The sequence below is a fragment of the Brachybacterium halotolerans subsp. kimchii genome (genome assembly GCF_020792675.1).
Classification (GTDB): Bacteria; Actinomycetota; Actinomycetes; order Actinomycetales; family Dermabacteraceae; genus Brachybacterium; species Brachybacterium halotolerans.
The window spans coordinates 1,030,483-1,052,161 of sequence record NZ_CP086254.1 but is presented as its reverse complement, the minus strand read 5'-3'; the positions used below and the strand labels follow the sequence as shown (position 1 = coordinate 1,052,161).

20 protein-coding genes are annotated in these 21,679 nt (G+C 72.6%); 11 read left to right on the top strand and 9 right to left on the bottom strand.

Annotated elements, in window-relative coordinates:
* Positions 1-7: 7 nt before the first annotated feature.
* The 3 genes from Bra3105_RS04720 to Bra3105_RS04710 are packed head-to-tail and all read right to left on the bottom strand — an operon-like array spanning position 8 to position 2,720.
* A complete protein-coding gene (locus tag Bra3105_RS04720) occupies positions 8-946 on the bottom strand; it encodes a hypothetical protein (RefSeq protein ID WP_228358808.1) in 939 nt (312 codons plus the stop codon).
* Positions 947-1,004: 58 nt separating this feature from the next.
* The gene (gene dapD / locus Bra3105_RS04715) at positions 1,005-1,991 is read right to left on the bottom strand and encodes a 2,3,4,5-tetrahydropyridine-2,6-dicarboxylate N-succinyltransferase (protein WP_228358807.1); all 987 of its coding nucleotides are present in this window, start codon (positions 1,989-1,991) and stop codon (positions 1,005-1,007) included.
* A gap of 33 nt (positions 1,992-2,024) precedes the next feature.
* Positions 2,025-2,720, bottom strand: coding sequence for a winged helix-turn-helix domain-containing protein (locus tag Bra3105_RS04710; protein WP_228358806.1), 696 nt, complete (start codon positions 2,718-2,720; stop codon positions 2,025-2,027).
* 81 nt (positions 2,721-2,801) lie between these two features.
* Here Bra3105_RS04710 and Bra3105_RS04705 point away from each other — a divergent pair, with 81 nt between their 5' ends.
* Positions 2,802-4,181, top strand: coding sequence for an MFS transporter (locus Bra3105_RS04705; protein WP_228358805.1), 1,380 nt, complete (start codon positions 2,802-2,804; stop codon positions 4,179-4,181).
* A gap of 36 nt (positions 4,182-4,217) precedes the next feature.
* Here Bra3105_RS04705 and Bra3105_RS04700 read toward each other — a convergent pair whose 3' ends face one another.
* Positions 4,218-5,816 carry an MDR family MFS transporter gene (locus tag Bra3105_RS04700; RefSeq protein WP_407650898.1) on the bottom strand — a complete coding sequence of 533 codons (1,599 nt, stop codon included), beginning with the start codon at positions 5,814-5,816 and terminating at the stop codon, positions 4,218-4,220.
* Positions 5,817-6,027: 211 nt separating this feature from the next.
* Between Bra3105_RS04700 and Bra3105_RS04695 the strand changes: the two genes are divergently transcribed.
* From Bra3105_RS04695 to Bra3105_RS04665, 7 genes are all read left to right on the top strand, one after another.
* Positions 6,028-7,917 (top strand): FAD/NAD(P)-binding protein, encoded by a 1,890-nt coding sequence (locus Bra3105_RS04695; protein ID WP_228358804.1) that lies wholly within the window; start codon positions 6,028-6,030, stop codon positions 7,915-7,917.
* A gap of 13 nt (positions 7,918-7,930) precedes the next feature.
* Positions 7,931-9,064, top strand: a complete 1,134-nt coding sequence (gene dapE, locus Bra3105_RS04690) for a succinyl-diaminopimelate desuccinylase (protein WP_228358803.1) — start codon at positions 7,931-7,933, stop codon at positions 9,062-9,064.
* The gene (locus Bra3105_RS04685) at positions 9,061-10,443 is read left to right on the top strand and encodes an APC family permease (RefSeq protein WP_228358802.1); all 1,383 of its coding nucleotides are present in this window, start codon (positions 9,061-9,063) and stop codon (positions 10,441-10,443) included. Before dapE ends, Bra3105_RS04685 begins: the two co-directional genes overlap by 4 nt.
* Positions 10,444-10,689: 246 nt before the next feature.
* Positions 10,690-11,958 carry a polysaccharide deacetylase family protein gene (locus Bra3105_RS04680; protein ID WP_228358801.1) on the top strand — a complete coding sequence of 423 codons (1,269 nt, stop codon included), beginning with the start codon at positions 10,690-10,692 and terminating at the stop codon, positions 11,956-11,958.
* 43 nt (positions 11,959-12,001) lie between these two features.
* Positions 12,002-12,745: an LOG family protein gene (locus tag Bra3105_RS04675; RefSeq protein ID WP_228358800.1), complete on the top strand. Its 744-nt coding sequence runs from the start codon at positions 12,002-12,004 to the stop codon at positions 12,743-12,745.
* On the top strand, positions 12,742-12,981 hold the full coding sequence (locus tag Bra3105_RS04670; protein WP_200501082.1) for a hypothetical protein: 240 nt from the start codon (positions 12,742-12,744) through the stop codon (positions 12,979-12,981). The genes Bra3105_RS04675 and Bra3105_RS04670 overlap by 4 nt, the downstream gene beginning before the upstream one ends.
* A gap of 103 nt (positions 12,982-13,084) precedes the next feature.
* On the top strand, positions 13,085-13,255 hold the full coding sequence (locus Bra3105_RS04665) for a DUF3117 domain-containing protein (protein ID WP_200501081.1): 171 nt from the start codon (positions 13,085-13,087) through the stop codon (positions 13,253-13,255).
* A 324-nt stretch (positions 13,256-13,579) separates the two neighbouring features.
* On the opposite strand, the gene Bra3105_RS04660 is transcribed toward Bra3105_RS04665, so the two are convergent.
* On the bottom strand, positions 13,580-14,233 hold the full coding sequence (locus Bra3105_RS04660; protein WP_228358799.1) for an O-methyltransferase: 654 nt from the start codon (positions 14,231-14,233) through the stop codon (positions 13,580-13,582).
* 186 nt (positions 14,234-14,419) lie between these two features.
* Here Bra3105_RS04660 and Bra3105_RS04655 point away from each other — a divergent pair, with 186 nt between their 5' ends.
* Positions 14,420-14,815 (top strand): twin-arginine translocase TatA/TatE family subunit, encoded by a 396-nt coding sequence (locus Bra3105_RS04655; protein WP_228358798.1) that lies wholly within the window; start codon positions 14,420-14,422, stop codon positions 14,813-14,815.
* Between the two features lie 114 nt (positions 14,816-14,929).
* On the opposite strand, the gene Bra3105_RS04650 is transcribed toward Bra3105_RS04655, so the two are convergent.
* From Bra3105_RS04650 to Bra3105_RS04635, 4 genes are read right to left on the bottom strand one after another with little or no spacing between them, the layout of a single operon-like run.
* Positions 14,930-16,147 carry an Mrp/NBP35 family ATP-binding protein gene (locus Bra3105_RS04650; RefSeq protein WP_228358797.1) on the bottom strand — a complete coding sequence of 406 codons (1,218 nt, stop codon included), beginning with the start codon at positions 16,145-16,147 and terminating at the stop codon, positions 14,930-14,932.
* Positions 16,144-16,860, bottom strand: coding sequence for a DUF1003 domain-containing protein (locus Bra3105_RS04645; protein WP_228358796.1), 717 nt, complete (start codon positions 16,858-16,860; stop codon positions 16,144-16,146). Before Bra3105_RS04645 ends, Bra3105_RS04650 begins: the two co-directional genes overlap by 4 nt.
* A 5-nt stretch (positions 16,861-16,865) precedes the next feature.
* On the bottom strand, positions 16,866-18,206 hold the full coding sequence (locus tag Bra3105_RS04640) for a magnesium transporter MgtE N-terminal domain-containing protein (RefSeq protein WP_228358795.1): 1,341 nt from the start codon (positions 18,204-18,206) through the stop codon (positions 16,866-16,868).
* Positions 18,207-18,232: 26 nt separating this feature from the next.
* Complete coding sequence (locus tag Bra3105_RS04635; RefSeq protein WP_228358794.1) at positions 18,233-19,831, bottom strand: aminopeptidase P family protein; 1,599 nt, start codon at positions 19,829-19,831, stop codon at positions 18,233-18,235.
* A gap of 161 nt (positions 19,832-19,992) precedes the next feature.
* Here Bra3105_RS04635 and Bra3105_RS04630 point away from each other — a divergent pair, with 161 nt between their 5' ends.
* Together Bra3105_RS04630 and Bra3105_RS04625 are read left to right on the top strand one after the other, a co-directional pair.
* The gene (locus tag Bra3105_RS04630) at positions 19,993-20,880 is read left to right on the top strand and encodes a PHP domain-containing protein (RefSeq protein ID WP_228358793.1); all 888 of its coding nucleotides are present in this window, start codon (positions 19,993-19,995) and stop codon (positions 20,878-20,880) included.
* Positions 20,877-21,509, top strand: coding sequence for a MarC family protein (locus Bra3105_RS04625; protein WP_200501074.1), 633 nt, complete (start codon positions 20,877-20,879; stop codon positions 21,507-21,509). The genes Bra3105_RS04630 and Bra3105_RS04625 overlap by 4 nt, the downstream gene beginning before the upstream one ends.
* Positions 21,510-21,679 lie beyond the last annotated feature (170 nt).

The following is a 21,679-nucleotide window of genomic DNA, read 5'->3' as shown; positions in this document are numbered from 1 at the left end:
AGGGTAGTCACCCTCCGGCGACGAGCACCACCACGCGGTCCGCGTCGCCGCCGTCGACGCTCGGCCAGGTTCCGGCTTCCTGGTCGTGGGACTCGCGCTGCCACGCACGCCCCAGATAGGAGACCTGGACGACGCCGTCGTCGGCCGCACGGGCGACGGACCAGTTCGCGACCGCCCAGCCCAGCGCCGTGTCACCGTGCGTGTCGATGACCAGGGCGGTCGCACTGGAGCCGTCGGGTCGGGACGTCGCGACCGATGAGGCGGAGGCCAGAGAGCTCGTGATCGCCCCGGCCTTCGTGCGTCGCGGGAACTGATCCTTCAGGGCGTCCTGCACGCTCTGGGGCGAGGCCGCCGAGTCGGGCGTGGCGATGTCGCACACGAGGTTCGCACCGGACTGCCCGGTGAGTGCCGAGGCGAAGATCCGCCCCTCGGTCTCGTGGTCGCCGTAGGCCTCGGGATAGCCCGAGCGCTGCACCTTCTGGGCGGCGTCGTTCACGCTCATCGAGGCGTAGTCGAGCTTCACGAGGGAGTCGTAGAAGGCGTTGGTCGCATGGACCGGGTCCATGATCTGCGCCTGGGTGCCCCAGCCCTGCGAGGGACGCTGCTGGAACAGGCCCTGGGAGTCGCGGTCGCCGTGCTCGATGTTCTGCAGCTTCGACTCCTGGTACGCCGTGGCGAGCGCGATCGACGCCGCGCGCGGCGGCAGGCCCCGGTCCACGGCGACCGCGCTGATCAGCGCTGCGTTCGCGGTGCGCTCGGTCGTGTACTCGTGCGTCGTCCCGAGGCCCGCCGCCGTGCACTGCCCGCTGCGCTGGACGGACGCGAAGCGGGTCAGCGCGAAGAACGTCCCGGCGACGACGAAGACCAGCACCAGCAGCATCACGAGGGGCACTGTGAGGTGCCGCATGCGCGAGCGGCCGGAGCGGGAGCGTCGGGAGCGGGCCATGGGCGGTCGTCTCGGCGGTGCGGGTCTCGGCGGGGCGTCGGACGGGGGCGTCGCGGGGTCAGTTCGCGTGCAGCGCGGCGTTGAGCTCGACGGTGCGGCCCTCGCGGGCCACGACCTCGACGGCGCCGGTCACGGAGTTGCGGCGGAACAGGAGGTTGTCCATGCCGGAGAGCTCGCGCGCCTTGACGACGGTGCCGTCCTCGACGCCGCGCGGGTCGACGACGGAGACCTTCGTGCCGGCCGTGACGTACAGGCCGGCCTCGACCACGCAGTCGTCGCCGAGCGCGATCCCGATGCCGGACTCGGCGCCCAACAGCGAACGGCGGCCGATGCGCACGCGCTCGGTGCCGCCTCCGGAGAGGGTGCCCATGGTGGAGGCGCCGCCGCCCACGTCGGACCCGTCGCCGACGACGACACCCTGGGAGATGCGGCCCTCGACCATGGAGTGGCCGAGCGTGCCGGCGTTGAAGTTCACGAATCCCTCGTGCATGACGGTGGTGCCGTCGGCGAGGTGGGCGCCGAGGCGGATGCGATCGGCGTCGCCGATGCGCACGCCGGAGGGCAGCACGTAGTCGACCATGCGCGGGAACTTGTCGACGCTGAACACGGTGGGGGTGCGGCCGGCGGCGATGAGGCGCAGGCGGGTCTCCTCGAAGCCGGGGACCGCGCAGGGACCCTCGGAGGTCCAGACGACGTTGGTGAGCTGGCCGAACAGACCCTCGAGGCTCTGCACATTGGGCTCGATCAGACGGTGGGAGAGCAGGTGCAGGCGCAGGTAGGCGTCGGCGGTGTCGGCCGGGGCGGCCGCGAGCGCGATCGCGCGGGCGACGACCTCCTGGCGGGTGCCGCGCACCTCGTCCTCGCGGGCGGCTGCGCCGAGCTGTGCGTGCAGCGGCTGGGACTCGAGGTCCGCGGGCGCATCGCCGAGCTGCGGGGCCGGGTACCAGGTGTCGAGGGTCGAGCCGTCGGCGGCGAGGGTGGCGAGGCCGATGCCCCAGGCGTGCGTCGGCGTGGTCGTGTCGGCGGAGTTCGCGGGGGTGCTCATGCGAAGGATTCTACGGAGCGCGGCGGGTGCTTCCTATCCCTCTGCGGTGTGGGAATCCTCCTGCCCGCCGGTCATCCTCTGGTCGGGCGCGGGCCGATCGCCGACGAGGGCGAAGAGGACGCGGAAGTCCTCGGCCGGGCCCTCGGAGTCCGGGTCGCCCTCGAGGTCCGTGCCGCGCTCGTCGCGGTTCAGGCGGTTGAACTCCATGATGAGGTCGTTCGCGCGTCGGGCGAGATCCTCCGCCTGATCGCGCGAGATGCGCAGCGACGAGGAGAACAGCTGCCCGGCGAGGTTCTGCGGCGCCTCGCCCGCCTCGTAGCGGGCGCTCTGGGCGATCCATGAGGTGCGGATCCACTCGATCGCGGCGAGGCTCATCGCCATGGCCGCGCGGCGGTACTCGTCGTCGGTCGCATCAGGATCGTTGGTCCAGGACTCGCCCTGTCCATGATGGTAGCTCGCCTGCGTCAGCCGCCAGACCCGGTCCCTGCGGTCGCGTGCCTCCTCGGGGGCCTCCTCGATGACCCCCGCTTTCGCGAGGGTGCGCAGGTGGTAGCTCAGCGCGTTCGCCGCCACACCCATCTCCTCGGCGAGGTCGGCGGCGCGGGCCGTGCCGCGGCGGCCCACGCGCTCCATGAGCTGCAGGCGCAGCGGGTGCGCCATCGCCCGCAGCATCTCCTGCGTCGCGAAGTCGTGGCGCTCGGCCGACGGACGCTGCTCCTTGGTGCTCATGCCCGGAGCCTACCGAGAACCCGCACCGACACATGGGCAATAACTATTGCGCAATGGACTGTGCGGGTCTAGTCTCGCGGCATGCATCGGCCGACGAAGCCCGTACACGGGACCCACGAGCCGCTCCGACGGAACGCCGAGTACAGGCGCTGGCTCGTGGGGGACGTGCTGCTGGACGCCGGTGCAGGGATCGCGGCCTTCGCCTTCCCGCTGGTCACCCTCGTAGTGACCGGCTCGGTCGCGGCCGTGGGGCTCGTGGGCCTGCTCGAGGGGATCGGGGGATTGATCGGCATGATCCCCGGCGGTCTGCTCGCTGATCGGTTCGACCGGCGACGGCTGCGGCTGCTCGCCTCGGCGACCGGGATCCTCACCCAGGCGGTCCTCGTCGCGGTGCTGGTCGGGGGCGTCGCGAGCGTTCCGGTGCTCGCGGCCCTCGCCGGCGTCCATCGACTGCGCGGCACGCTCCTGGGGTTCGCGTCCGACGCGATGCTCAAACAGATCGTCCCGCCCGCCCAGCTGCCGCGCGCCATCTCGATCAACGAGGGACGCGGGGCGGCGATCGAGCTGGGCAGCGGGCCCGCGAGCGGCGCCCTGCTCGCGGTGCACCTCGCACTTCCGGCCCTCACCCTGGTGATCGGGCACGTCGGCTCGTTGATCGCGACGCTGCGGATGCGCGGCGACTACCGCCCTCGGCCTGCGGAGTCCACGGCAGGGCTGTCCCGCTCCCACGTCGGCCGGGACCTGTTCGACGCCCTGCGCTGGAGCATCGCCCAGCCCGTGCGGGTGCAGCTCGGCGCGGTGGCCGCGCTCGTGAACCTCGGTTCGAACGGCGCCCTGCTCACCGTCACTCTCATGCTCGCCGCGCGCGGCGTCCCCGCCGCGCAGATCGGACTGCTCTCCTCGGTGCTCGCCGCCTCGATCCTGGTGGGCGCCGTGCTCGCGCCCCGGATCGTCGAGCGGGTGCCCACGGGAATCGTGGTCATCGGCGGTCTCATCGTGCTGGCGGCATCCACCCTGGCGATCCCCTTCGCCCCGTCCCCGTGGATGATCGCCGTGCTCTACGCGGTCATGGGTCTCCCGCTGCCCGCTCTGAACGCCGGCAGCGGAGGGTTCTTCCTGCACATCACGCCCACGCCCATGCAGGGGCGGGTGGGCGCGCTCAACGCGCTCGTGGCCATGGGTCTGATGCCCCTCGCGCCCGCCATCGCGGGCTGGGGGCTGGCGCACGCGGGGGCGCCGGTGACCCTCGGCGTGTTCGCCGCCCTCTGCGCACTGGCGGCGGTGATCGCCGTCATCGGTCCCCATCTGCGCTCGATCCCCGCCGCCGCCGGGTGGGTGGAGCATGCGCGGCTCACCGGGCTCGCAGCAGACGAGCCCCGGACCGACGGTCGTGCCGACGACGGCGCGTCGGCGGACGGCGCTCGAGTCGCCGACGAGGACGAGCACGCCGCCCGCGGGTGAACCCGCGGGCTGTCGGGCGCTCGGCCCGCCGGCCCCTCAGCGCCGCGCGTTGGCGTTGCGGAGGAACAGCGCCGCGATCACCGCGACGCCCATGATCGCCGCGGGCAGGAACAGGCTCTCGCCCATCGCATGCGCGTACGGGGCGTGCAGCATGTCCGGCAGCACGCCGCCGGAGGATGCGCCGGCCTCGCCGCCCGCGGCGGCGTGGTCGCTCGCGCCGCTGCCCGCGCCGGATCCGCCGCCCAGGCCCGCGTCCGCGAACTCGGAGGTGATGCGCGAGGCCATCACCGCCGCGATCGCCGCGGAGCCGATCACGGCGCCGAGCTGGCGCATCGCGTTGTAGACGCCCGAGCCGGCGCCCGCCTGCGCACGGGAGAGTCCGTAGGTCGCGGAGATCGACAGCGGCGCCCACATGCCCGCGTTGCCCAGGCCCATGACGGCGCCCGGGATCAGCAGCCAGTACCAGGCGGCGTCGTTCATGACGAGCACGCCCATGGCCGCGATGCCCAGGCCGAACAGGGCCAGGCCCACGACCGCGAGCAGTCGCGTGTTCCAGCGGTGCAGGTTCTTGCCGACCAGTGGCGAGAGGCCCCCGCCGATGATCGCCATCGGTGCGAGCAGCAGAGCCGACTGGGTGGGGGAGAAGCCCTTGACGTTCTGCGTCCACAGCACGATGGGCAGCGCGAAGGTCACGATCGCGGCGCCCACACCGGCGATCGCGAGGTTCGCGACGGCGAAGTTCCGGTCGCGGAACAGGCCCAGCGGCAGCAGCGGCTCGCCGCCCTTCTGCTTCGCCTGCCAGAGCACGAAGAGGACCAGCACCACGATCCCGGCGCCGATCAGCAGCGGGACGGAGATGATGCCGGTGATGGTGCCCCAGTCGTACGTCGACCCCTCCTGGATGCCGAACACCACCAGGAACATGCCGACCGCGGAGAGCAGCACGCCGGGCAGGTCGAAGCGGTGCGCATGGGACTCGAGGTTCGGCACCAGGCGCATGGCCAGGACGAAGCCGACGATGCCCACGGGCACGTTGACGAAGAAGATCCACTCCCAGCCGAGACCATCGACCAGGACACCGCCGAGGATCGGGCCGACGAGGTTCGCGACCCCCGCGGTCGCGCCCCACAGGGCCATGGCCGGGCCGCGCTGCTGCGGCGGGAACATGCGGGTGATGACGGTCATCGTCTGCGGGGTCATCAGGGCTGCGCCGAGTCCCTGGACCACGCGCGCGACGATCAGCATCTCGATCGTGCCGGACAGTCCGCACCACAGGCTCGCGAGGGTGAAGACGACGAGCCCGGCAAGGTAGACCCGCTTGGGGCCCAGGCGGTCGCCGAGGCGGCCGGTCACCAGCAGCGGCACGGCGTAGGCGAGCAGGTAGGCGCTGGTCACCCAGATGACCTTGGTGATGTCGGCGTCGAGCTCGTCCTGGATCCGCGGGGTCGCGATCGAGACGATCGTGCCGTCCACGAGCAGCATGAAGAAGCCGATGATCATCGACCACAGCGCGGGCCACGGCCTGAGCTCGGCGGGCTGCGTCGGGGCCTGGTCCGGGGCCGGGGCCTGGGTCACGGTCGGCGTCGGGTCCTGGGCTTCTGTGCGGGGGTCTGTCGCGCGGGGCTCCGCGGGCATGGGGTCCTCCTGTGATGTCGAGGGAGAGGAGCGCCCGTCGGCCGACGGTCCCGGCGGGACCGGACCTGAGAGGGGAGCCTGGCAGCGCCGGAGCGCTCCGGAAGTGTAGGACTCCGGAACCCCCGCGGGCGTGCTCGCGCGGTCCAACGTCACAGTGGCGCCGGAGGGTCCCGTTCCCGCGCCGCGGCCGACCACCCCGATACTGGGATCCATGACCGTCGCCCCCGATCCCACGCCGAGCACCCGCCCCGCGGCACCCGCGCCGGGCGAGCGCGCGCGCCGCGAGATCCCGGGGGACCGCGAGCGCCGCGAGCCGCCGCCGGGCGCAACCGGGCGCGCCGACGACGCCGGAACCGGCGCGGCACGCCGCGAGGTCGCGGTGATCGGGGCCGGCCCGCGCGGCACCGCGATCATCGAGCGCCTGGTCGCGGCCTCGCAGCGGGACGACTGGCAAGGCCTTCTCGAGGTGCACCTCGTCGACCCGTGCGCGGGCCTCGGCGGCAACGTATGGCGGCGGGACCAGGGCGAGGTGCTGCTCATGAACACCGCGACCTGCCAGACCACCATGTACCCCGACGAGTCGTGCCGGCCCGAGCTGCCCGTCCCGCACACAGAGACCCTCGCCGACTTCCTCGCCGCCGAAGGGCTGGGGCCGGCCGACATCGCCTCCCGCGCCGCCCACGGCCGCTACCTCGCCGCCGTGCTCGAGCGCGCCATCGCCGACGCCGACCCGAACCGACTGCGGATCCGTGTGCACCGGACCAGCGCTCTCGACGTCTCTGGCGAGCCGGGAACCCCGCAGCGCGTCGCGCTCCAGGACGGCACCGACCTCACCGTGGACGCCGTCGCCCTCGCCCTCGGGCACCTCGCGACGGCACCCGGACCGCGCTCCCAGGTGATGGAGCACGCCGCCGCGCGCCACGGACTCGTGCACGCGGCGCCCGCGAACCCCCTCCAGGTGGACTACTCCGCGCTGCTGGGCCGCGAGCGGGTCGCCGTGCAGGGCGTGGGACTGAACTTCTACGACGCGCTCGGCATGCTCGCCGACGCCGCCGGCGGGAGGTTCGCGCCCGACGCGCACGCCCCCTCGGGCCTGCGCTACATCCCCGGGGGCGGAGAGCCCCAGCTGATCGTCGGCTCGCGCTCCGGCATGGTCTACCGGCCCAAGCCGGATCTGCGGCCCTACCTCCCCGAGCCCCACGAGCCGCGGATCCTCACCCGCGAGCGCGTGCTCGAGCTCTCCGTGCGACCCGACGGCCTCGATCACGAGGCCGACGTGATGCCGCTGATCCTCGCCGAGCTGCAGCGCGCCCTCGCGGTCTCCGGCTTCCGCGCGCTCGCCGAGGAAGCGGTCATCCTGCGGATGCTCTTCCCCTTCGGGCGCCGCGGCGGCCCGATCACCGATGCGCACGCGCGCACCCTCGAGGTGGTGCGCCGCAGCCTGCGCGAGGCCGCCGAGCCGGATCCCGCCTGGCTGCTGGTGTTCCGGGTCCTCACCGCATGTCGCATCCAGGTCAACCAGCTCATCGACCTCGGCGCGTACACCACGGAGTCCGTGGCCCGCGACATCGACGGCCACCTGCGCAACGCCTTCGCGTCCTGGGCCTCCGGCCCGCCGGTGCTGCGCGTGCGCCAGCTGCTCGCACTCGAGGAGGCCGGGCTCGTGCGCTTCACGGGTCCGGGGATGCGCGTGGACGTGGACGAGGAGGCGGGCAGGTTCATCGTCACGGCGGGCGAGGACTGCCGCTACGCGTGCGACGGGGTGCTCGAGGCGCATCTGCCGGGCGTCGAGCTCAACGCCTTCACCTCCCCGCTGCTGCGGGCGTGGCGCGAGCGCGGAGAGGCCCGCCAGGACTCGTGGGCCTCGCGGGGCACCGGCCGGCGCGTGCCGACGGGCTCGATCGCGGTCGACGGCCTCTACGCCCCGATCGGCAAGGACGGGCGGGTCCACGAGCGGCGCCTGCTCGTCGGCGTCCCGGTCTCCACCGCCCAGCCCGGGTCCGCGATCACCGCGGAGCCCGGCACCGCCCCGCAGCTCCTTCACCACGCCGAGGTCGTCGCGCGACGCCTCGCGGCCTGGGGCGGCGCGCTGCCCGCGTGACACGATAGGGCGCATGACCTCGCCCTCCAGCTCCGTCCCCGGCGGCTCCGCGCCGTCCCTCGACCCCCGCGCCGACATCGTCGAGCTCACCGCCGCGATCGTGGACATCGAGTCCGTCTCCGGGAACGAGAAGGCGCTCGCCGACGCCGTCGAGCAGGCGCTGCACACCCATGCCCCGCACCTCACGGTCCTCCGCGACGGCGACACCGTCATCGCCCGCACGGACCTCGGGCGCGAGGAGCGCGTGGTCCTCGCGGGCCACCTCGACACGGTGCCGGTGGCGGACAACCTGCCCTCGTCGCGCCGCGTGCGCGAGGGCCGTGAGGAGCTCGTGGGCCGCGGCAGCTGCGACATGAAGGGCGGCGTCGCGATGCTTCTCGCGGTCGCCGTCGAGGCGACCGATCCCACGCGGGACCTCACCTTCCTCTTCTACGACCACGAGGAGGTCGCCGCGGCGGACAACTCGCTGACCCGCATCGCCCGCACCCACCCCGAGCACCTGCGCGGCGACTTCGCGATCCTCGGCGAGCCCACCTCCGCGGGCGTCGAGGGCGGCTGCAAGGGCACCATGAAGCTCGAGGTCACCGCGCACGGCACCGCTGCCCACTCGGCCCGAGACTGGGTGGGCGACAACGCCATCCATCACCTCGCCCCGGTGCTGCAGCGCCTCGACGCCTACGAGGCCCGCCGTGCCGTCATCGACGGACTCGAGTACCGCGAGTGCCTGAACGCCGTCGCCATCGGCGGCGGAATCGCCGGCAACGTCATCCCCGATCGCGCCTCCCTCACCCTGAACTACCGCTTCGCACCGGACACCAGCCCCGCGCAGGCCGAGGCGCACGTGCGGGAGCTGCTCGAGGGCTGCGACGTGGATATCGTCGTCACCGACAGCGCCGCCGGCGCCCTGCCGGGCCTGGACACCCCCGCCGCCCGCGAGTTCCTCGCGGCTCTCGGCGACGGCGTGGGCGTCGCCGCCAAGCAGGGGTGGACCGACGTCGCCCGCTTCGCCGAGCTCGGCACCCCCGCCGTGAACTTCGGCCCCGGCGACCCCCTCCTCGCCCACACCGACGACGAGCACGTGCTGTTCGAGGACCTCCGTGACGCCCTCGACGGGCTGCGCCGCTGGCTCGAGCCGTCGGCCCGATGAGCAGCCCGAGCGCGCGGGTGCACGGCGGGTCCGCGGAGCCGGCAGACGGCGCGCCCGCCCTCCGCCGCAGCATCGGCTTCGGCCAGCTGCTCGCCTACGGCCTGGTCTTCATCGGCCCCGCCGCGGCCGTCGGCGTGTGGGGGACGCTGGACGCGAAGTCCGGCGGCGTGGTGCCCGTCGTCTATCTCGTCGCGACGCTGGTGATGGCGCTGACCGCCTCGAGCTACGCGCTCATGTCCCGCGCCGTCCCGCGCGCCGGCAGCGTCTTCGCCTACGCGAGCGAGGGCATCGGCCGCAGAGTGGGCCACATGGGCGGCTGGATGATGCTGCTGGACTACGTGCTGATCCCCTCGGTCGCCTACCTGTTCAGCGGCATCGCCCTGCACTCGCTGTTCCCGCAGATCCCCGTGTGGGTGTTCGTGGTGGTCGCGGTCGTGCTCACCACCGGCCTCAACCTCGCCGGGGTGGGCGTGACGTCGAAGGTCTCCGCCGTGATCGTGCTCGTCGAGGTGCTCGTGCTGGCGGCGGTCGTGATCGCCGGGATCGCAGTCCTCGCGTCCGACGGGCCGGTGCGCGGCTGGCTCGACCCGATCACCGGCGGCGGCGCCGGCCTGCACCCCCACCTCGTGCTCGGTGCGGTCTCCGTCGCCGTCCTGTCCTACCTGGGGTTCGACGCTCTCGCGACCTTCGCCGAGGAGACCCGCGGGGGTTCCGCCGCGATCGCCCGGGCGACGCTCGTGTGCCTCGCGGTCGCCGGCGTGCTCTTCATCGTCCAGACGTACATCGGCGCGCTGCTCTCCCCGCAGAGCACCGCGCAGCTGCAGGCGGACCCGTCCCTGCAGGGCGACGCCTACTACTCGATGGTCGACTCCTCGATCAGTCCGCTGCTGCACGGTCTGCTCGCCCTGGCCAAGGGTGTGGGCGCGATGTTCAGCGCGCTGGTGGGGCAGGCCGCGGCGAGCCGGGTGATCATGGACATGGCCCGCTCCGGCTCGCTGCCCGGGGGCCTGGCGAAGGTCTCCGCCCGCTCCGGGGCGCCCGTGGCGGGTGTGCTCGCGGCCGCCGCCGGGAACGTCGCCGTCGCCCTCTGGGCGGCCCTGCGGCCCGACGGGCTCGACGTGGTCTCCTCCGCCGTGGACGTCGGCGCGATCACCGGCTTCGTCCTCGTCCATGCCTCCGTGATCGGCTATTTCGTGGTGCGCCGACGCGGGGGACCGGTGCGCCCCCTCCCGCATCTGGTGATCCCGATCCTGGGCGCCCTGTCCCTGCTCGCGGTGCTCGTCTCCTCGAGTCCGCTCGCGCTCGCCGTGGGCGCCGTCTGGGCGGTGCTCGGGCTGATCGTCCTGCTCGTGCGCGGCCCGCGCGCCACCGGCGCCTGACCCCGGGCGGTCCGCACCTGCGGCCGAGGAACACACCTTCGATGTCGCCGGGTGAGACCTCGGCCGCGCCCCCGCCGTCGGCCCCGCCGACACGCCCCCGGCGCCTCCCCGCTCGGTCCGAGCGCCGCCGTAGTGTGGACGCGCCGGGGGCGGCGGCGCCGCATCGGGGCCCGGTGCATCGACGAAGGGGGATCAGAGATGGCACGAGCGACGCGCGCACCGCATGCGGCGCCCAGCCGGCGCACGGTGAGCACGGCACTCACCGCGACGGCGCTCGGGGGCACGGCCCTCACGGCGGCCGGATGCACGCAGGGCGGTCCTGGTGGGGGCGAGAAGGGCGGCTCGGCGTCCAAGAAGCCGACGGCCGAGGAGATCCGCGCCCAGAAGGTCTCCCGGGCGCAGCGGCAGCTCGCCCAGCACGACCCGGACGCCGCCGAGAAGACCCTGAAGGGCCAGGAGGGCGACGAGGTCGACGCGCTCCGCACGAAGATCTCCTCCGCGCGCGACGCCCTCGTGGAATGGCCGAACGACCTGCAGGTCTCCCACCTGTTCTTCCACACGCTCATCGTCGATCCGGAGCGCGCCTTCGACGGCGACGAGGACGCCCAGGGCTACGACGACTACATGTGCACGATCGACGAGTTCACGAAGATCATGAAGGACGTCTACGACGACGGGTACGTGCTGGTCAGCCCGCACGACATCTGCGAGAAGCAGGACGACGGCACGATGAAGCCGCTGCCGATCCGGCTGCCCAAGGACCGCAAGCCCATGGTGCTCTCGCAGGACGACGTCTGCTATTACGAGTACATGGAGGGCGACGGCTTCGCCACGGACCTCCACCCGAACGCCGAGGGCCGCGTGGTGAACTCGTACACCGACGCCGACGGGAAGACGTCCGAGGGGTCCTACGACATGGTCCCGCTCGTCGACGACTTCCTCGAGGACCACCCCGACTTCTCGTACCACGGCCACAAGGGCGTGCTCGCCCTCACCGGCTACAACGGCATCCTCGGCTACCGCAGCTCGAAGCGCGAGTACGGGGACCACCCCGACAAGCTCAAGACCGCCCAGGAGAAGGCGAAGAAGACCGCCGACGCCCTCAAGGACACCGGGTGGGAGATCGCGAGCCACAGCTGGGGGCACCTCGACATCAAGAAGTCCTCGCTCGCGCACCTCACCCGGGACTTCGACCGCTGGGACGCCGAGGTCAAGCCGCTCACCGGCGCGACCGACCTGCTGATCCTCCCCTTCGGCGCCGACCTCAGCGGCGTCCCGCCCTACGACACCCAGGACCCGAAGTACCGGGCCGTGCGCGACCACGGCTTCGACTTCATCTTCCTCGTGGACGGCACCGCCGAGTACTGGGCGCAGATGCAGGACGGCTACCTCCGACAGGCCCGCATGAACGTCGACGGCATCCGCCTGCGCGCGAACGCCGCGGGCCAGGAGACCAGCCTCGAGCCGTTCTTCGACTCCTCCTCGGTGATCGACCACTCCCGCCCCGGGCTCTGAGTCGCCCGGGCCGACGACCATGCACGGGCGCTACGCTCGCCCCATGACCGCCCAGAACACCGACAGGCACCGCAAGGGCCCCATCACGCTGCGCGGGGCGCAGCGGCCCACCACCACGACCGACCAGCATCTCCTCGAGGAGGAGGGGCCGGGGGAGTGGGTCCACTCGGACCCGTGGCGCGTGATGCGGATCCAGGCGGAGTTCGTCGAGGGGTTCGGCGCGCTCGCCGAGCTCGGTCCCGCCATCTCCATCTTCGGCTCGGCGCGCATCGCCCCGGACCACCCGGACTACGCGAAGGCCGAGCAGATCGCCCGCGGCGTCGTCGACCTCGGGTACGCCGTCATCACGGGCGGCGGGCCGGGGATCATGGAGGCCGGCAACAAGGGCGCCAAGGAGTGCGGCGGGGTCTCGGTGGGACTGGGCATCGAGCTGCCCTTCGAACAGGGGATGAACGACTATGTCGACCTGGGTGTCGACTTCCGGTACTTCTTCGCCCGCAAGACCGTGTTCGTGAAGTACTCGAGCGGCTTCGTGGTGCTGCCCGGCGGCTTCGGCACCTTCGACGAGATGTTCGAGGCGCTGTGCCTCATGCAGACCCACAAGATCCGCATGTTCCCCCTGGTCCTCGTGGGCCGCGACTACTGGCAGGGCCTGCTCGACTGGATCCGCGGCACCGTGCTCGACCACGGGCTGATCAGCGAGAAGGACCTCGGGCTGCTGCGCGTGGTCGACACCGCCGATGAGGCCCTGGACGTGCTGCGCGACGCCGCTCTCCAGCAGCGATGACCGCCGTCAGCCCCGGCGTGGTGCTGCTGCTCCTCGTCGCCGCGGTGGTCGCCGTGCTCATGGTGCTCGCTGCCCTGGGGAAGCTCGACCTCTCGATGCCCGCACCCGGTGCGGATCACGAGCACCGTCGGCGGCGGCGCGGAGCCGGGCGGCGGTGGGGCGCCGGGAGGCGCCGGAAGAGGTGTCGGAAGGCATCCGCCCACGCCTCCGGCGAGGACGCATCGTCCGACGTGTGAGCGTCATCTCCGAGAACCTGAGATACTGGTGGCCGACAGTTGCTGCCGACGCTCCCGCAGGGGTGGGAGCGGCGTGCGTTCACATCACCGAGGAGGCAGGCCCATGGCCGCTATGAAGCCGCGCACCGGAGACGGTCCGCTCGAGGTCGTGGAGGAGGGCCGCAGCATCATCATGCGTGTCCCGCTCGAGGGCGGCGGACGCCTCGTCGTCGAGATCGACGGCTCCGAGGCCGAGACCCTGCGCGACGCCCTGGAGGGCGTGATCAAGGCCTGACCGGCTGCTGATCAGAGCACAGAACCCCGCCCCTCGGCATGAGGGGCGGGGTTCTGTGTGTGCGGGCGCGGCGTGGGTGTCGGCGATGGAGGCGGCGATGGATGGCGGCGATGGAGGCGACGGAGCGTTCGGGAGGCGAACCGGCCGTCCCGGGGACGCCCCGGAGCGCCGACGACCGTCCGTGGCGCCTCGAGAAGTACGAAACGGTTGCCAAGAGCGCTCATGGCAACCGTTTCGTACTTCTCACGGGGTCATCCGAGGGGCGGCGGCCGCGTCGGGCTGCTGGTCCGGTGCCGCGTTCCCGGTGGCCCCGGGGTAGGGGCGTCAGCCGCGCAGGACCGCGGCGAGGACTCCGTCGCCGCTCGGGGAGAGGGCGGGGATGAGGTCCTCGGCCTCCTGGACCTCGCGCAGCAGAGCGCGGACCTCCTGCGTGGTGGTGTCGCGGGCGGTGGGGTCGGCGACCCGGTCGTGGTAGAGCGCCTGGGAGATCACGAGCACGCCGCCCGGCCGCAGCAGACGGCGCGCGTGGGTCAGCAGGTCGCGCGCGTGGGGCGCGTCGGCGTGGAAGCTCACGAGGTCGTAGGCATGGTCGGTGAGGCGGCCGATGACCTCTCGCGGGCTGCCGGCGATCGTGCGCGCACGCCCCGAGCGCAGGCCCGCCTCGCTGAAGGCCTCGCGGGCCGCGCGCTGGTTCTCGACCTCGGGGTCGATCGTGGTGAGGACGCCGTCGGGGTGCATCCCGGCCAGCACGTACAGGGAGGCCACTCCGGCACCGGTGCCGATCTCGACGGCGCTGCGCGCGCCGACGGACGCCGCGAGCACGCGCATGAGGGCGCCGGCCCCGGGCAGCACGGGGGCGACCCCGAGCTCCGATCCGCGCTCGCGAGCGCGGGCGAGCACGCCCGGCTCCTCGAAGAGCGATTCCTCGTCGACGAACTCCTCGCCGTGGGCCCAGCTGGTCACCTTCCCCGATGCCATCTGCGGATCCTCCTGTTCGTCGGGTCATGGGCGGTCGCGCGACCGGGCAGGTCACCGCCGGGTCGCCGCGAGCACGCGGATGTCGACCAGGGTACGTCAGCACCCGCCCAGGTCGTACCGGCGCCCCACACAGGGTTGCTCTGCCATAATGGCCTGGCACATTTCGGTTCGATGGCAGGTGGACTCGTGGACATTTTCGGGGGCTGGGAGATCCTCATCCTGCTCATCGTGTTCGTGATCTTCATCGGACCGCAGCGCCTTCCGGAGTACACGCGCAACATCGTGCAGTGGGTGCGCAAGGCGCGCCGCTGGGTCGATGATTCCCGGGCCACCGTCGAGGACGAGATGGGCCTGTCCATGGACGAGCTGCGCAAGTACGACCCCCGTCAGTACGACCCGCGCCGCATCATCCGCGACGCCTGGGGCGACACCAGCGTGGACGACATCCTCCCGGACACCAAGGCGCTCACCGGCGCCGTCACGGGCACCGCCGCAGCCGCCTCCGGCTCGAAGCGCTCCACCAAGGGATCGACGGAGGACGAGGGACCCCAGCGGGCCCCCTTCGACGACGAGGCGACCTGACCCGCCTCTCCTGACCCGCCACTCCTGGGCCCCGCCAGTCCTGATCCGGCGCGGCAGCGTGCTGGTCGGGAGCTTCCCCGTCCGGCCGGGTCTGAGCCGTCGGCCCCGCAGCTCTCAGCCGCGCACGCTGAGCGGCAGACGCATCCCCGAGAGACCCCGCGGGCGCGCCACGAGCGCCGCGGCGATCGCGCGCAGTTGCTGGGCGGCGGGCTGCTCCGGATCGGAGAGCACGAGCGGCACACCGCCGTCGGCCCCCTCCCGCAGCCGAGGATCCAGCGGCACCTGCCCGAGCACCGGCACGGGATGCTCGACGGCGCCGGCGAGGGTCTCGGCGACCCGCTCCCCGCCGCCGGTGCCGAAGACGTCCATGCGCGAGCCGTCGGGCAGCACGAGGCCGCTCATGTTCTCCACGACCCCGGCCACGTCCTGCTTGGTGGCCTTGGCGAGCGAGCCCACCCGCTCGGCGACGGAGGCCGCGGAGACCTGCGGAGTGGTGACCACCAGCATCTGCGCCTTCGGCAGCAGCTGGGCGACGGAGATCGCGACGTCGCCGGTGCCGGGCGGGAGGTCCAGCAGCAGCACGTCGAGCTCGCCCCAGAAGACGTCGGAGGCGAACTGCTCGATCGCCCGGTGCATCTTCGGTCCGCGCCAGACGACGGCCTGCCCGTCGGGCACGAACATGCCGATGCTCATGACCTTCACGCCGTGCGCCTCGGGCGGCATGAGCAGGTCGCCCACCTTCGTGGGCTTGTCGGTGATGCCGAACATGCCCGGCATCGAGAAGCCGTGGATGTCCGCGTCGATGACCCCGACGGACAGGCCCTGCGCGGCCATGGCGGCGGCGAGGTTCGCGGTGACGGTGGACTTGCCGACTCCGCCCTTGCCGGAGGAGACGGCGAGGATCCGGGTGAGGGTCCCGGGCTTGTTGAAGGGGATCTGACGGTGGCCCTGGCGCAGGCGCGTGGTGAGCGCCTTGCGCTGCTCGTCGGTCATCGCCCGCGACTCGACCTTCACACCGGCCAGGCCGGGCACGGTCGCGGTCGCCTCCGCGGTCGAGCGCTCGAGCCGGTCGCGCATCGGGCAGGCCGCGATCGTCACCAGGATGGTCACCTCGGCGGTGCCGGCGGCGTCGATCCTCACCGAGTCGACCATGTCGAGCTCGGTGATGGGGCGGCCGATCTCCGGGTCGATCACCGCCTCGAGCGCCTCATGGATGCGGGCGATCCGGGGGTCCTCGGCCGACGCGGGCGCGCCGTGGGGATCCTGGGCCGACGACGGGGCCTGGTCCCGGGGATCCGGGGCCGGCGTGCCGGGGTCCTGTGGGGCGGTCATGGTGTCCCGCGCTCCGCGAGTGCCGAGCGCACCTCGCTGCGCAGCATCGCCCGCAGCTCCTCGCGATCGATGCCGACGGCCTGCGGCTGCGCCTCCGCGACGAGAACAGCGGGTCCCGCGCCCGAGCCCGAACCCGAGCCACCTGAGCCCGAGCCCGAGGCACCCGAGGCACCCGCGGTCCCGGAGACCGCGGACGCACGACCGCCCTCGGCCGACCCGGCGGGCTCGTCCTCCTCGCGCTCCTTCTCGAGATCCTCGAGGAGGTCGCGCAGCTCCCCGCGCACGAAGTCGCGGGTGGCGACGTCGTTCAGGGCGATGCGCAGGGAGGCGATCTCGCGCGTGATGAAGTCCGTGGTCGCGTGGTTGCGGTCGTTGGACTGGCGGTCCTGCTCGGCCTGCACGCGGTCGCGGTCGTCCTGGCGGTTCTGCGCGAGCAGCAGCAGCGGGGCCGCGTAGGAGGCCTGCAGCGAGAGGATCAGGGTCAGCAGCGTGAAGTTCAGGCTGCGGGGATCGAACTGGGCGCTCTCGGGCATGATCGAGTTCCAGGCCAGCCAGACGGCGCAGAACAGCGTCATCCCGACCAGGAAGGCCGGGGTGCCCATGAAGCGGGCGAAGCCCTCGGCGCCACGGCCGAAGGTGTCGCCGGAGAGCGGGTTGCGGACGCGTCGGCGCAGGGGCTCCGGATCATCCAGGTTCGGCGTGCGGTCTGCCATCTCCCTCACCCCTTCCGCGAGTCGTCGGTGGTCGTGCTGTCGCTGTGGATCCCGCGGGCGATCTCGGAGAGATCGATCTGACCCGTGGTCACCGGGGGCTCGTCCTGTTCTCGCCAGTCATCGGGCAGCACGTGGTCGAGCACGTCGTCGACCGTGACCGCGCCCAGCAGGCGTCCCTCGTCGTCGACCACGGGGATCGAGACCAGGTTGTAGGTCGCCATCTCTCGCGTCACGCCCGAGAGCGGCACCTGCGGCTCGACCGTGTGGCGGTCGGCGTCGAGGATCTCGCCGACGGGCCGGTCGGGCCGCTCCCGCAGCAGGTGCTGGAAGTGGACGATCCCCAGCAGCTTGCCCGTCGGCGTCTCGAGCGGCGAGCGGCACACGTGGACGGTCGAGGCGAGCGCGGGGGAGAGCTCCTCCCGGCTGATCATCGCCAGGCAGTGCGCGACGGGCGTCTCCGGGGCCGTGATCAGCGGCTCCGTGGTCATCATGCCGCCCGCGGTGTACTCGTCGTAGGCGAGCAGGCGGCGCACGTCCTCGGCCTCCTCGGGCTCCATGAGCCCCAGCAGCGTCTCGGCGACCTGGTCCGGGAGCTCCTGGACGAGGTCCGCGGCGTCGTCGGGGTCCATCTCGTCGAGCACGTCGGCCGCGCGGGACGACTCCAGACCGGTGAGCACCTCGACGCGCGTGTCCTCGGGCAGCTCCTCGAGGACGTCGGCCAGACGGTCGTCGGCGAGCTCCACGGCCAGCTCGATGCGCCGCTTGGCATCCAGCTCCTGGACGATGTCCGCGAGGTCCGCGGGCTTGAGGTCCTGGTAGGAGGCGAGCAGCAGCGCGGCCGACTGCTCGGTGTCGCTGCCGAACAGGCCCTTGACAGCGCTCTGATCGACCGTGAGCGTCTCCCCGCGGCTGACCAGCTTCGAGAGCCCCGAGCCCGTCTTCAGACGGCGCAGGTAGAGCTTCGCGACCACCCAGTCGTGCTGCCGGTTCTGCTCGAGGCCGACGTCCTGCACGGTCGCCCGGCCCGAGCCGTCCAGCAGCGACACAGTGCGCTCGAGCAGATCGCCGATGACGAGCTGCTCGCCACTGCGCTTCTCGAAGCGCCGCAGGTTCAGCACGCCCGAGGAGATCACCTGTCCCGGCATGATCGACGTGACCCGGGTGACCGGCAGGAACACGCGCCGTTTGCCCGGGACCTCGACCACGAAGCCGACGGCGCGGGCGGCGCCGCGCGCCTGGGGGAGCACGACGACGTCCCTGATCTTCCCGACGGACTCGCCGATCGGGTCGAAGACGGCGGTGCCCGCCAGGCGTGCGGCGTAGAAGCGGGGCTGCGGAGAGGTCACGTCCCTCAGGGTAGTGCCCTGCCCGGTCAGCGGCCCGGGGTGAGTGATGCCATCCACGCCTCGATCTCGTCGGGCCGACGGGGCAGCGCGGCCGAGAGGTTCTCGACGCCGTCCTCGGTCACCAGCACGTCGTCCTCGATCCGCACGCCGATGCCGCGCAGCTCCTCGGGAACCTTGAGATCGTTCTCCTGGAAGTACAGCCCCGGCTCGATCGTGAACACCATGCCGGGCACGAGCTCGGCGTCCATGTACATCTCGCGGCGGGCCTGCGCGCAGTCGTGCACGTCGAGTCCCAGGTGGTGGCTCGTGCCGTGCACCATCCAGCGGCGGTGGAACTGGCCCTCGGGGGCGAGGGACTCCTCGGCCGTGCCCGGGAGCATGCCCCACTCCTCGAGGTGGCGGGCGATGACCTGCATCGCCGTCGTGTGCAGGTCGCGGAAGCGGATGCCGGGGCGGGCCGCGGCGAAGGCCGCGTCGGCCGCCTCGAGGACCGCTTCGTAGACCCTGCGCTGGGCGGGCGAGTAGGTGCCGGACACCGGCAGGGTGCGGGTGAGGTCCGCGGTGTACAGGGAATCCACCTCGACGCCGGCGTCGATGAGCACGAGCTCGCCCTCGCTCACCGTGCCGTCGTTGCGCACCCAGTGCAGGGTGCAGGCGTGGTTGCCGGCCGCGGCGATGGTGTCGTAGCCGACGCCGTTGCCCTCGGCGCGCGCGGAGGCGCCGAAGACGCCCTCGATCACGCGCTCGCCGCGGCGGTGCCCGACGGCCTGGGGGAGCGCCGCCACGACGTCCTCGAAGCCGGCGATGGTGGCCTTCACGGCCTCGCGCATCTGCGAGACCTCGAAGTCGTCCTTGACCAGGCGCTGCTCGCTCGCGGCCTCCTGCAGACGATCGAACTCGCGCCTCTGCTCCTCGCCGTCCGGCAGGCCGTTCTGGGAGCGGATCTCCTCGACCATCCCCTGCACGCCGGCGTCGACCCCCGGGACGATCGCGAGCGAGAGCTGCGGGCCGACGTCCTTGGCGAGCGCGTCGCGCAGCTCGTCGATGTGGCGGCACTCGATCCCGATGCGCGCCGCGGTCTCCTCGAGGGTGGGACGGCGCCCGACCCACAGTTCGCCGTAGCGGGCGTCGGCGTAGAACTCGGTGGAGTCGAAGCCGGCGCGCGGGCGGAAGAAGTAGGTCGCGCGGGACGCGGGCTCGCCCTCCGCGGCGTCGGGGTCGGGCTCGACGACGAGCACGCTGTCGGGCTCCTCGTCCGTGCCCAGGCCGCTGAAGTAGACGAAGCCGGTGTCCGGGCGGAACGGGTAGTCGGTGTCGTTCGCACGCACCTTGAACACTCCCGCGGGCAGCACCATGCGCGTCGCGGGCATCTCGCCGATCAGGGCGTCGCGGCGCGCGGGGGTGAAGTCCGCGACCTCACGGCGCTCGGCCGCCGGGACGGTCTCGTCCCAATCGGCCGCGATGAACGCGCGGAAGGCCTCGTTGGTGGGGCGCTCGGAGCGCGAGTCGCCGCGGGAGGCGAGCTCCTCGGCGCTCGGGCCGGGGCCGTCGGCCGGGGCCTCCTGGGCCGCCGGAGCGGGGGTCTCGCGGGTGGTGGGACGGGGCACGTCGTTGTTCTGGGTCATCACCCTCGCATCGTCTCACGCGGTGCGCGCCGGGGTCGGCGCGCGGCCTGCGCATCCTGTCTCGTCACCGGCTCGGGGCCGTAGGGGCACGGGCCTTGCCCGCACGCACGGGACAGCACTGGCGCGGGGTCGCACGGGCGCGGGGCTGGCAGGATGGGCGCATGGCCCACCTGCCCCCGGGGCTCGCCGACGAGTCCCGCATCGATCTGCACGCGCACACCCGGTGCTCCGACGGCACTGACGACGTCGATGCGCTCGTGCGCCATGCCGCCGAGCAGGGCCTGGACGTCGTCGCGCTCACCGATCACGACACCACCTCGGGCTGGGACGAGGCCGCCGAGGCATCCCGCCGCCACGGCGTCGCGGTGATCCCCGGCATCGAGGTCTCCACGGAGTGCGAGGACCTCTCGGTGCACGTGCTCGCGCTCCTGCCCGACCCGTCGCCGAGCACCGTGCTGCACTCCTACATGGAGCGCGCCCGCGAGTCCCGCGGCACGCGCGCCCGTCGCATGGTCGAGCGCCTCGCCGCCGATCACCCCATCCGCTGGGAGGACGTCGAAGCGCAGGTCGCGGGTGAGAGCACGACCGTCGGACGCCCCCACATCGCCGACGCCCTCGTGGCCCGCGGAGTCGTCGCGGACCGCACGGAGGCCTTCGGCGATCTGCTGAGCTCCTCGAGCCCGTACTACGTGCGCTACTGGGCGCCCGAGCCCGCGCAGGCGGTGCGTGCGATCGTCGCGGCGGGCGGCGTCGCCGTGGTCGCCCACCCCGGCGCGCTCACCCGCGGCAGCACCATCCCCGACGACCTCCTCGAGGAGATGGTCGCCGCGGGACTGGCCGGCATCGAGGTCGATCACCGTGAGCACGATGATGTCTCGCGGGCGAGACTGCGCGCCTTCGCCCGATCCCACGACCTCCTGGTCACCGGGGGCAGCGACTACCATGGCGCGGGCAAACCGAACCGGCTGGGCGAGAACCTCACCCGTCCGTCCGTGCTGGCCGCTCTGATCGAGCGCGCCACGAGCAGAACCGAGGTCCTCCTCCCGTGAACGTGGTCGATCTGCGCTTCCTCGCGGGAGTGTTCGTCACGCTGTTCGTGATCGTCGACCCGCCGGGGACGGTCCCGATCTTCCTCTCGCTCACGCGCACGATGACGTCGAAGCAGCGCTCGCGCGCGGCGATGGTCGCCGTGGGCGTCGCGATCCTCATCATCGCGTCCTTCGCCGTGTTCGGCCGCTTCATCCTCGCCTACATGCACATCTCGCTGCCGGCGCTGCAGTTCTCCGGCGGTCTGCTCCTGCTGCTCATCTCCCTGCAGCTGCTGATGGGCAAGGAGGGCGAGCTCGCCCAGAGCAGCGGAGTGAACGTGGCCCTCGTGCCGCTGGGCACCCCGCTGCTGGGCGGTCCCGGCGCGATCGTGGCGATGATGCTGTTCGTCGACCAGTCCCACGGCGAGCTCGCGCGGGTGAACGCGCTGGTCATCGCGCTCGTGGTGATGGCGGTCGTGCTGTACGTGTTCATGCGCTTCGCCGACGTCATCGCGAAGATCCTGGGCGACGGCGGCGTCACCCTGGTCACCCGGATCTCCGGCGTGCTGCTCGCCGCGATCAGCGTGCAGATGCTCTTCGACTCCGTGCACTCGTTCCTGCAGACCTGGGGCGTGATCGCCGCGTCCTGACGCGCGGGGTCCCATCGCTGCCGCTCCGAGACCCGCCGAGGCGTGAGTGGTGCGAAACGGTTGCCAAGAGCGCTCGTGGCAACGATTTCGTACCGTTCGTCGACCCGACAGGGCCGGTCGGCGTCCGCTCCGGTGCGATCGGTGCTGCAGCCGGGGCGTTCGACGTCCCC

Excerpts from the sequence above, each read along its gene's own strand:
- Bra3105_RS04720 (WP_228358808.1), bottom strand. The coding sequence starts at position 946 with ATGGCCCGCTCCCGACGCTCCCGCTCCGGCCGCTCGCGCATGCGGCAC.
- Bra3105_RS04635 (WP_228358794.1), bottom strand. The coding sequence starts at position 19,831 with ATGACCCAGAACAACGACGTGCCCCGTCCCACCACCCGCGAGACCCCC.
- Bra3105_RS04665 (WP_200501081.1), top strand. The coding sequence starts at position 13,085 with ATGGCCGCTATGAAGCCGCGCACCGGAGACGGTCCGCTCGAGGTCGTG.
- dapD (WP_228358807.1), bottom strand. The coding sequence starts at position 1,991 with ATGAGCACCCCCGCGAACTCCGCCGACACGACCACGCCGACGCACGCC.
- Bra3105_RS04695 (WP_228358804.1), top strand. The coding sequence starts at position 6,028 with ATGACCGTCGCCCCCGATCCCACGCCGAGCACCCGCCCCGCGGCACCC.
- Bra3105_RS04650 (WP_228358797.1), bottom strand. The coding sequence starts at position 16,147 with ATGACCGCCCCACAGGACCCCGGCACGCCGGCCCCGGATCCCCGGGAC.
- Bra3105_RS04710 (WP_228358806.1), bottom strand. The coding sequence starts at position 2,720 with ATGAGCACCAAGGAGCAGCGTCCGTCGGCCGAGCGCCACGACTTCGCG.
- Bra3105_RS04660 (WP_228358799.1), bottom strand. The coding sequence starts at position 14,233 with ATGGCATCGGGGAAGGTGACCAGCTGGGCCCACGGCGAGGAGTTCGTC.
- Bra3105_RS04645 (WP_228358796.1), bottom strand. The coding sequence starts at position 16,860 with ATGGCAGACCGCACGCCGAACCTGGATGATCCGGAGCCCCTGCGCCGA.
- dapE (WP_228358803.1), top strand. The coding sequence starts at position 7,931 with ATGACCTCGCCCTCCAGCTCCGTCCCCGGCGGCTCCGCGCCGTCCCTC.
- Bra3105_RS04705 (WP_228358805.1), top strand. The coding sequence starts at position 2,802 with ATGCATCGGCCGACGAAGCCCGTACACGGGACCCACGAGCCGCTCCGA.
- Bra3105_RS04675 (WP_228358800.1), top strand. The coding sequence starts at position 12,002 with ATGACCGCCCAGAACACCGACAGGCACCGCAAGGGCCCCATCACGCTG.
- Bra3105_RS04700 (WP_407650898.1), bottom strand. The coding sequence starts at position 5,816 with ATGCCCGCGGAGCCCCGCGCGACAGACCCCCGCACAGAAGCCCAGGAC.
- Bra3105_RS04630 (WP_228358793.1), top strand. The coding sequence starts at position 19,993 with ATGGCCCACCTGCCCCCGGGGCTCGCCGACGAGTCCCGCATCGATCTG.
- Bra3105_RS04670 (WP_200501082.1), top strand. The coding sequence starts at position 12,742 with ATGACCGCCGTCAGCCCCGGCGTGGTGCTGCTGCTCCTCGTCGCCGCG.
- Bra3105_RS04685 (WP_228358802.1), top strand. The coding sequence starts at position 9,061 with ATGAGCAGCCCGAGCGCGCGGGTGCACGGCGGGTCCGCGGAGCCGGCA.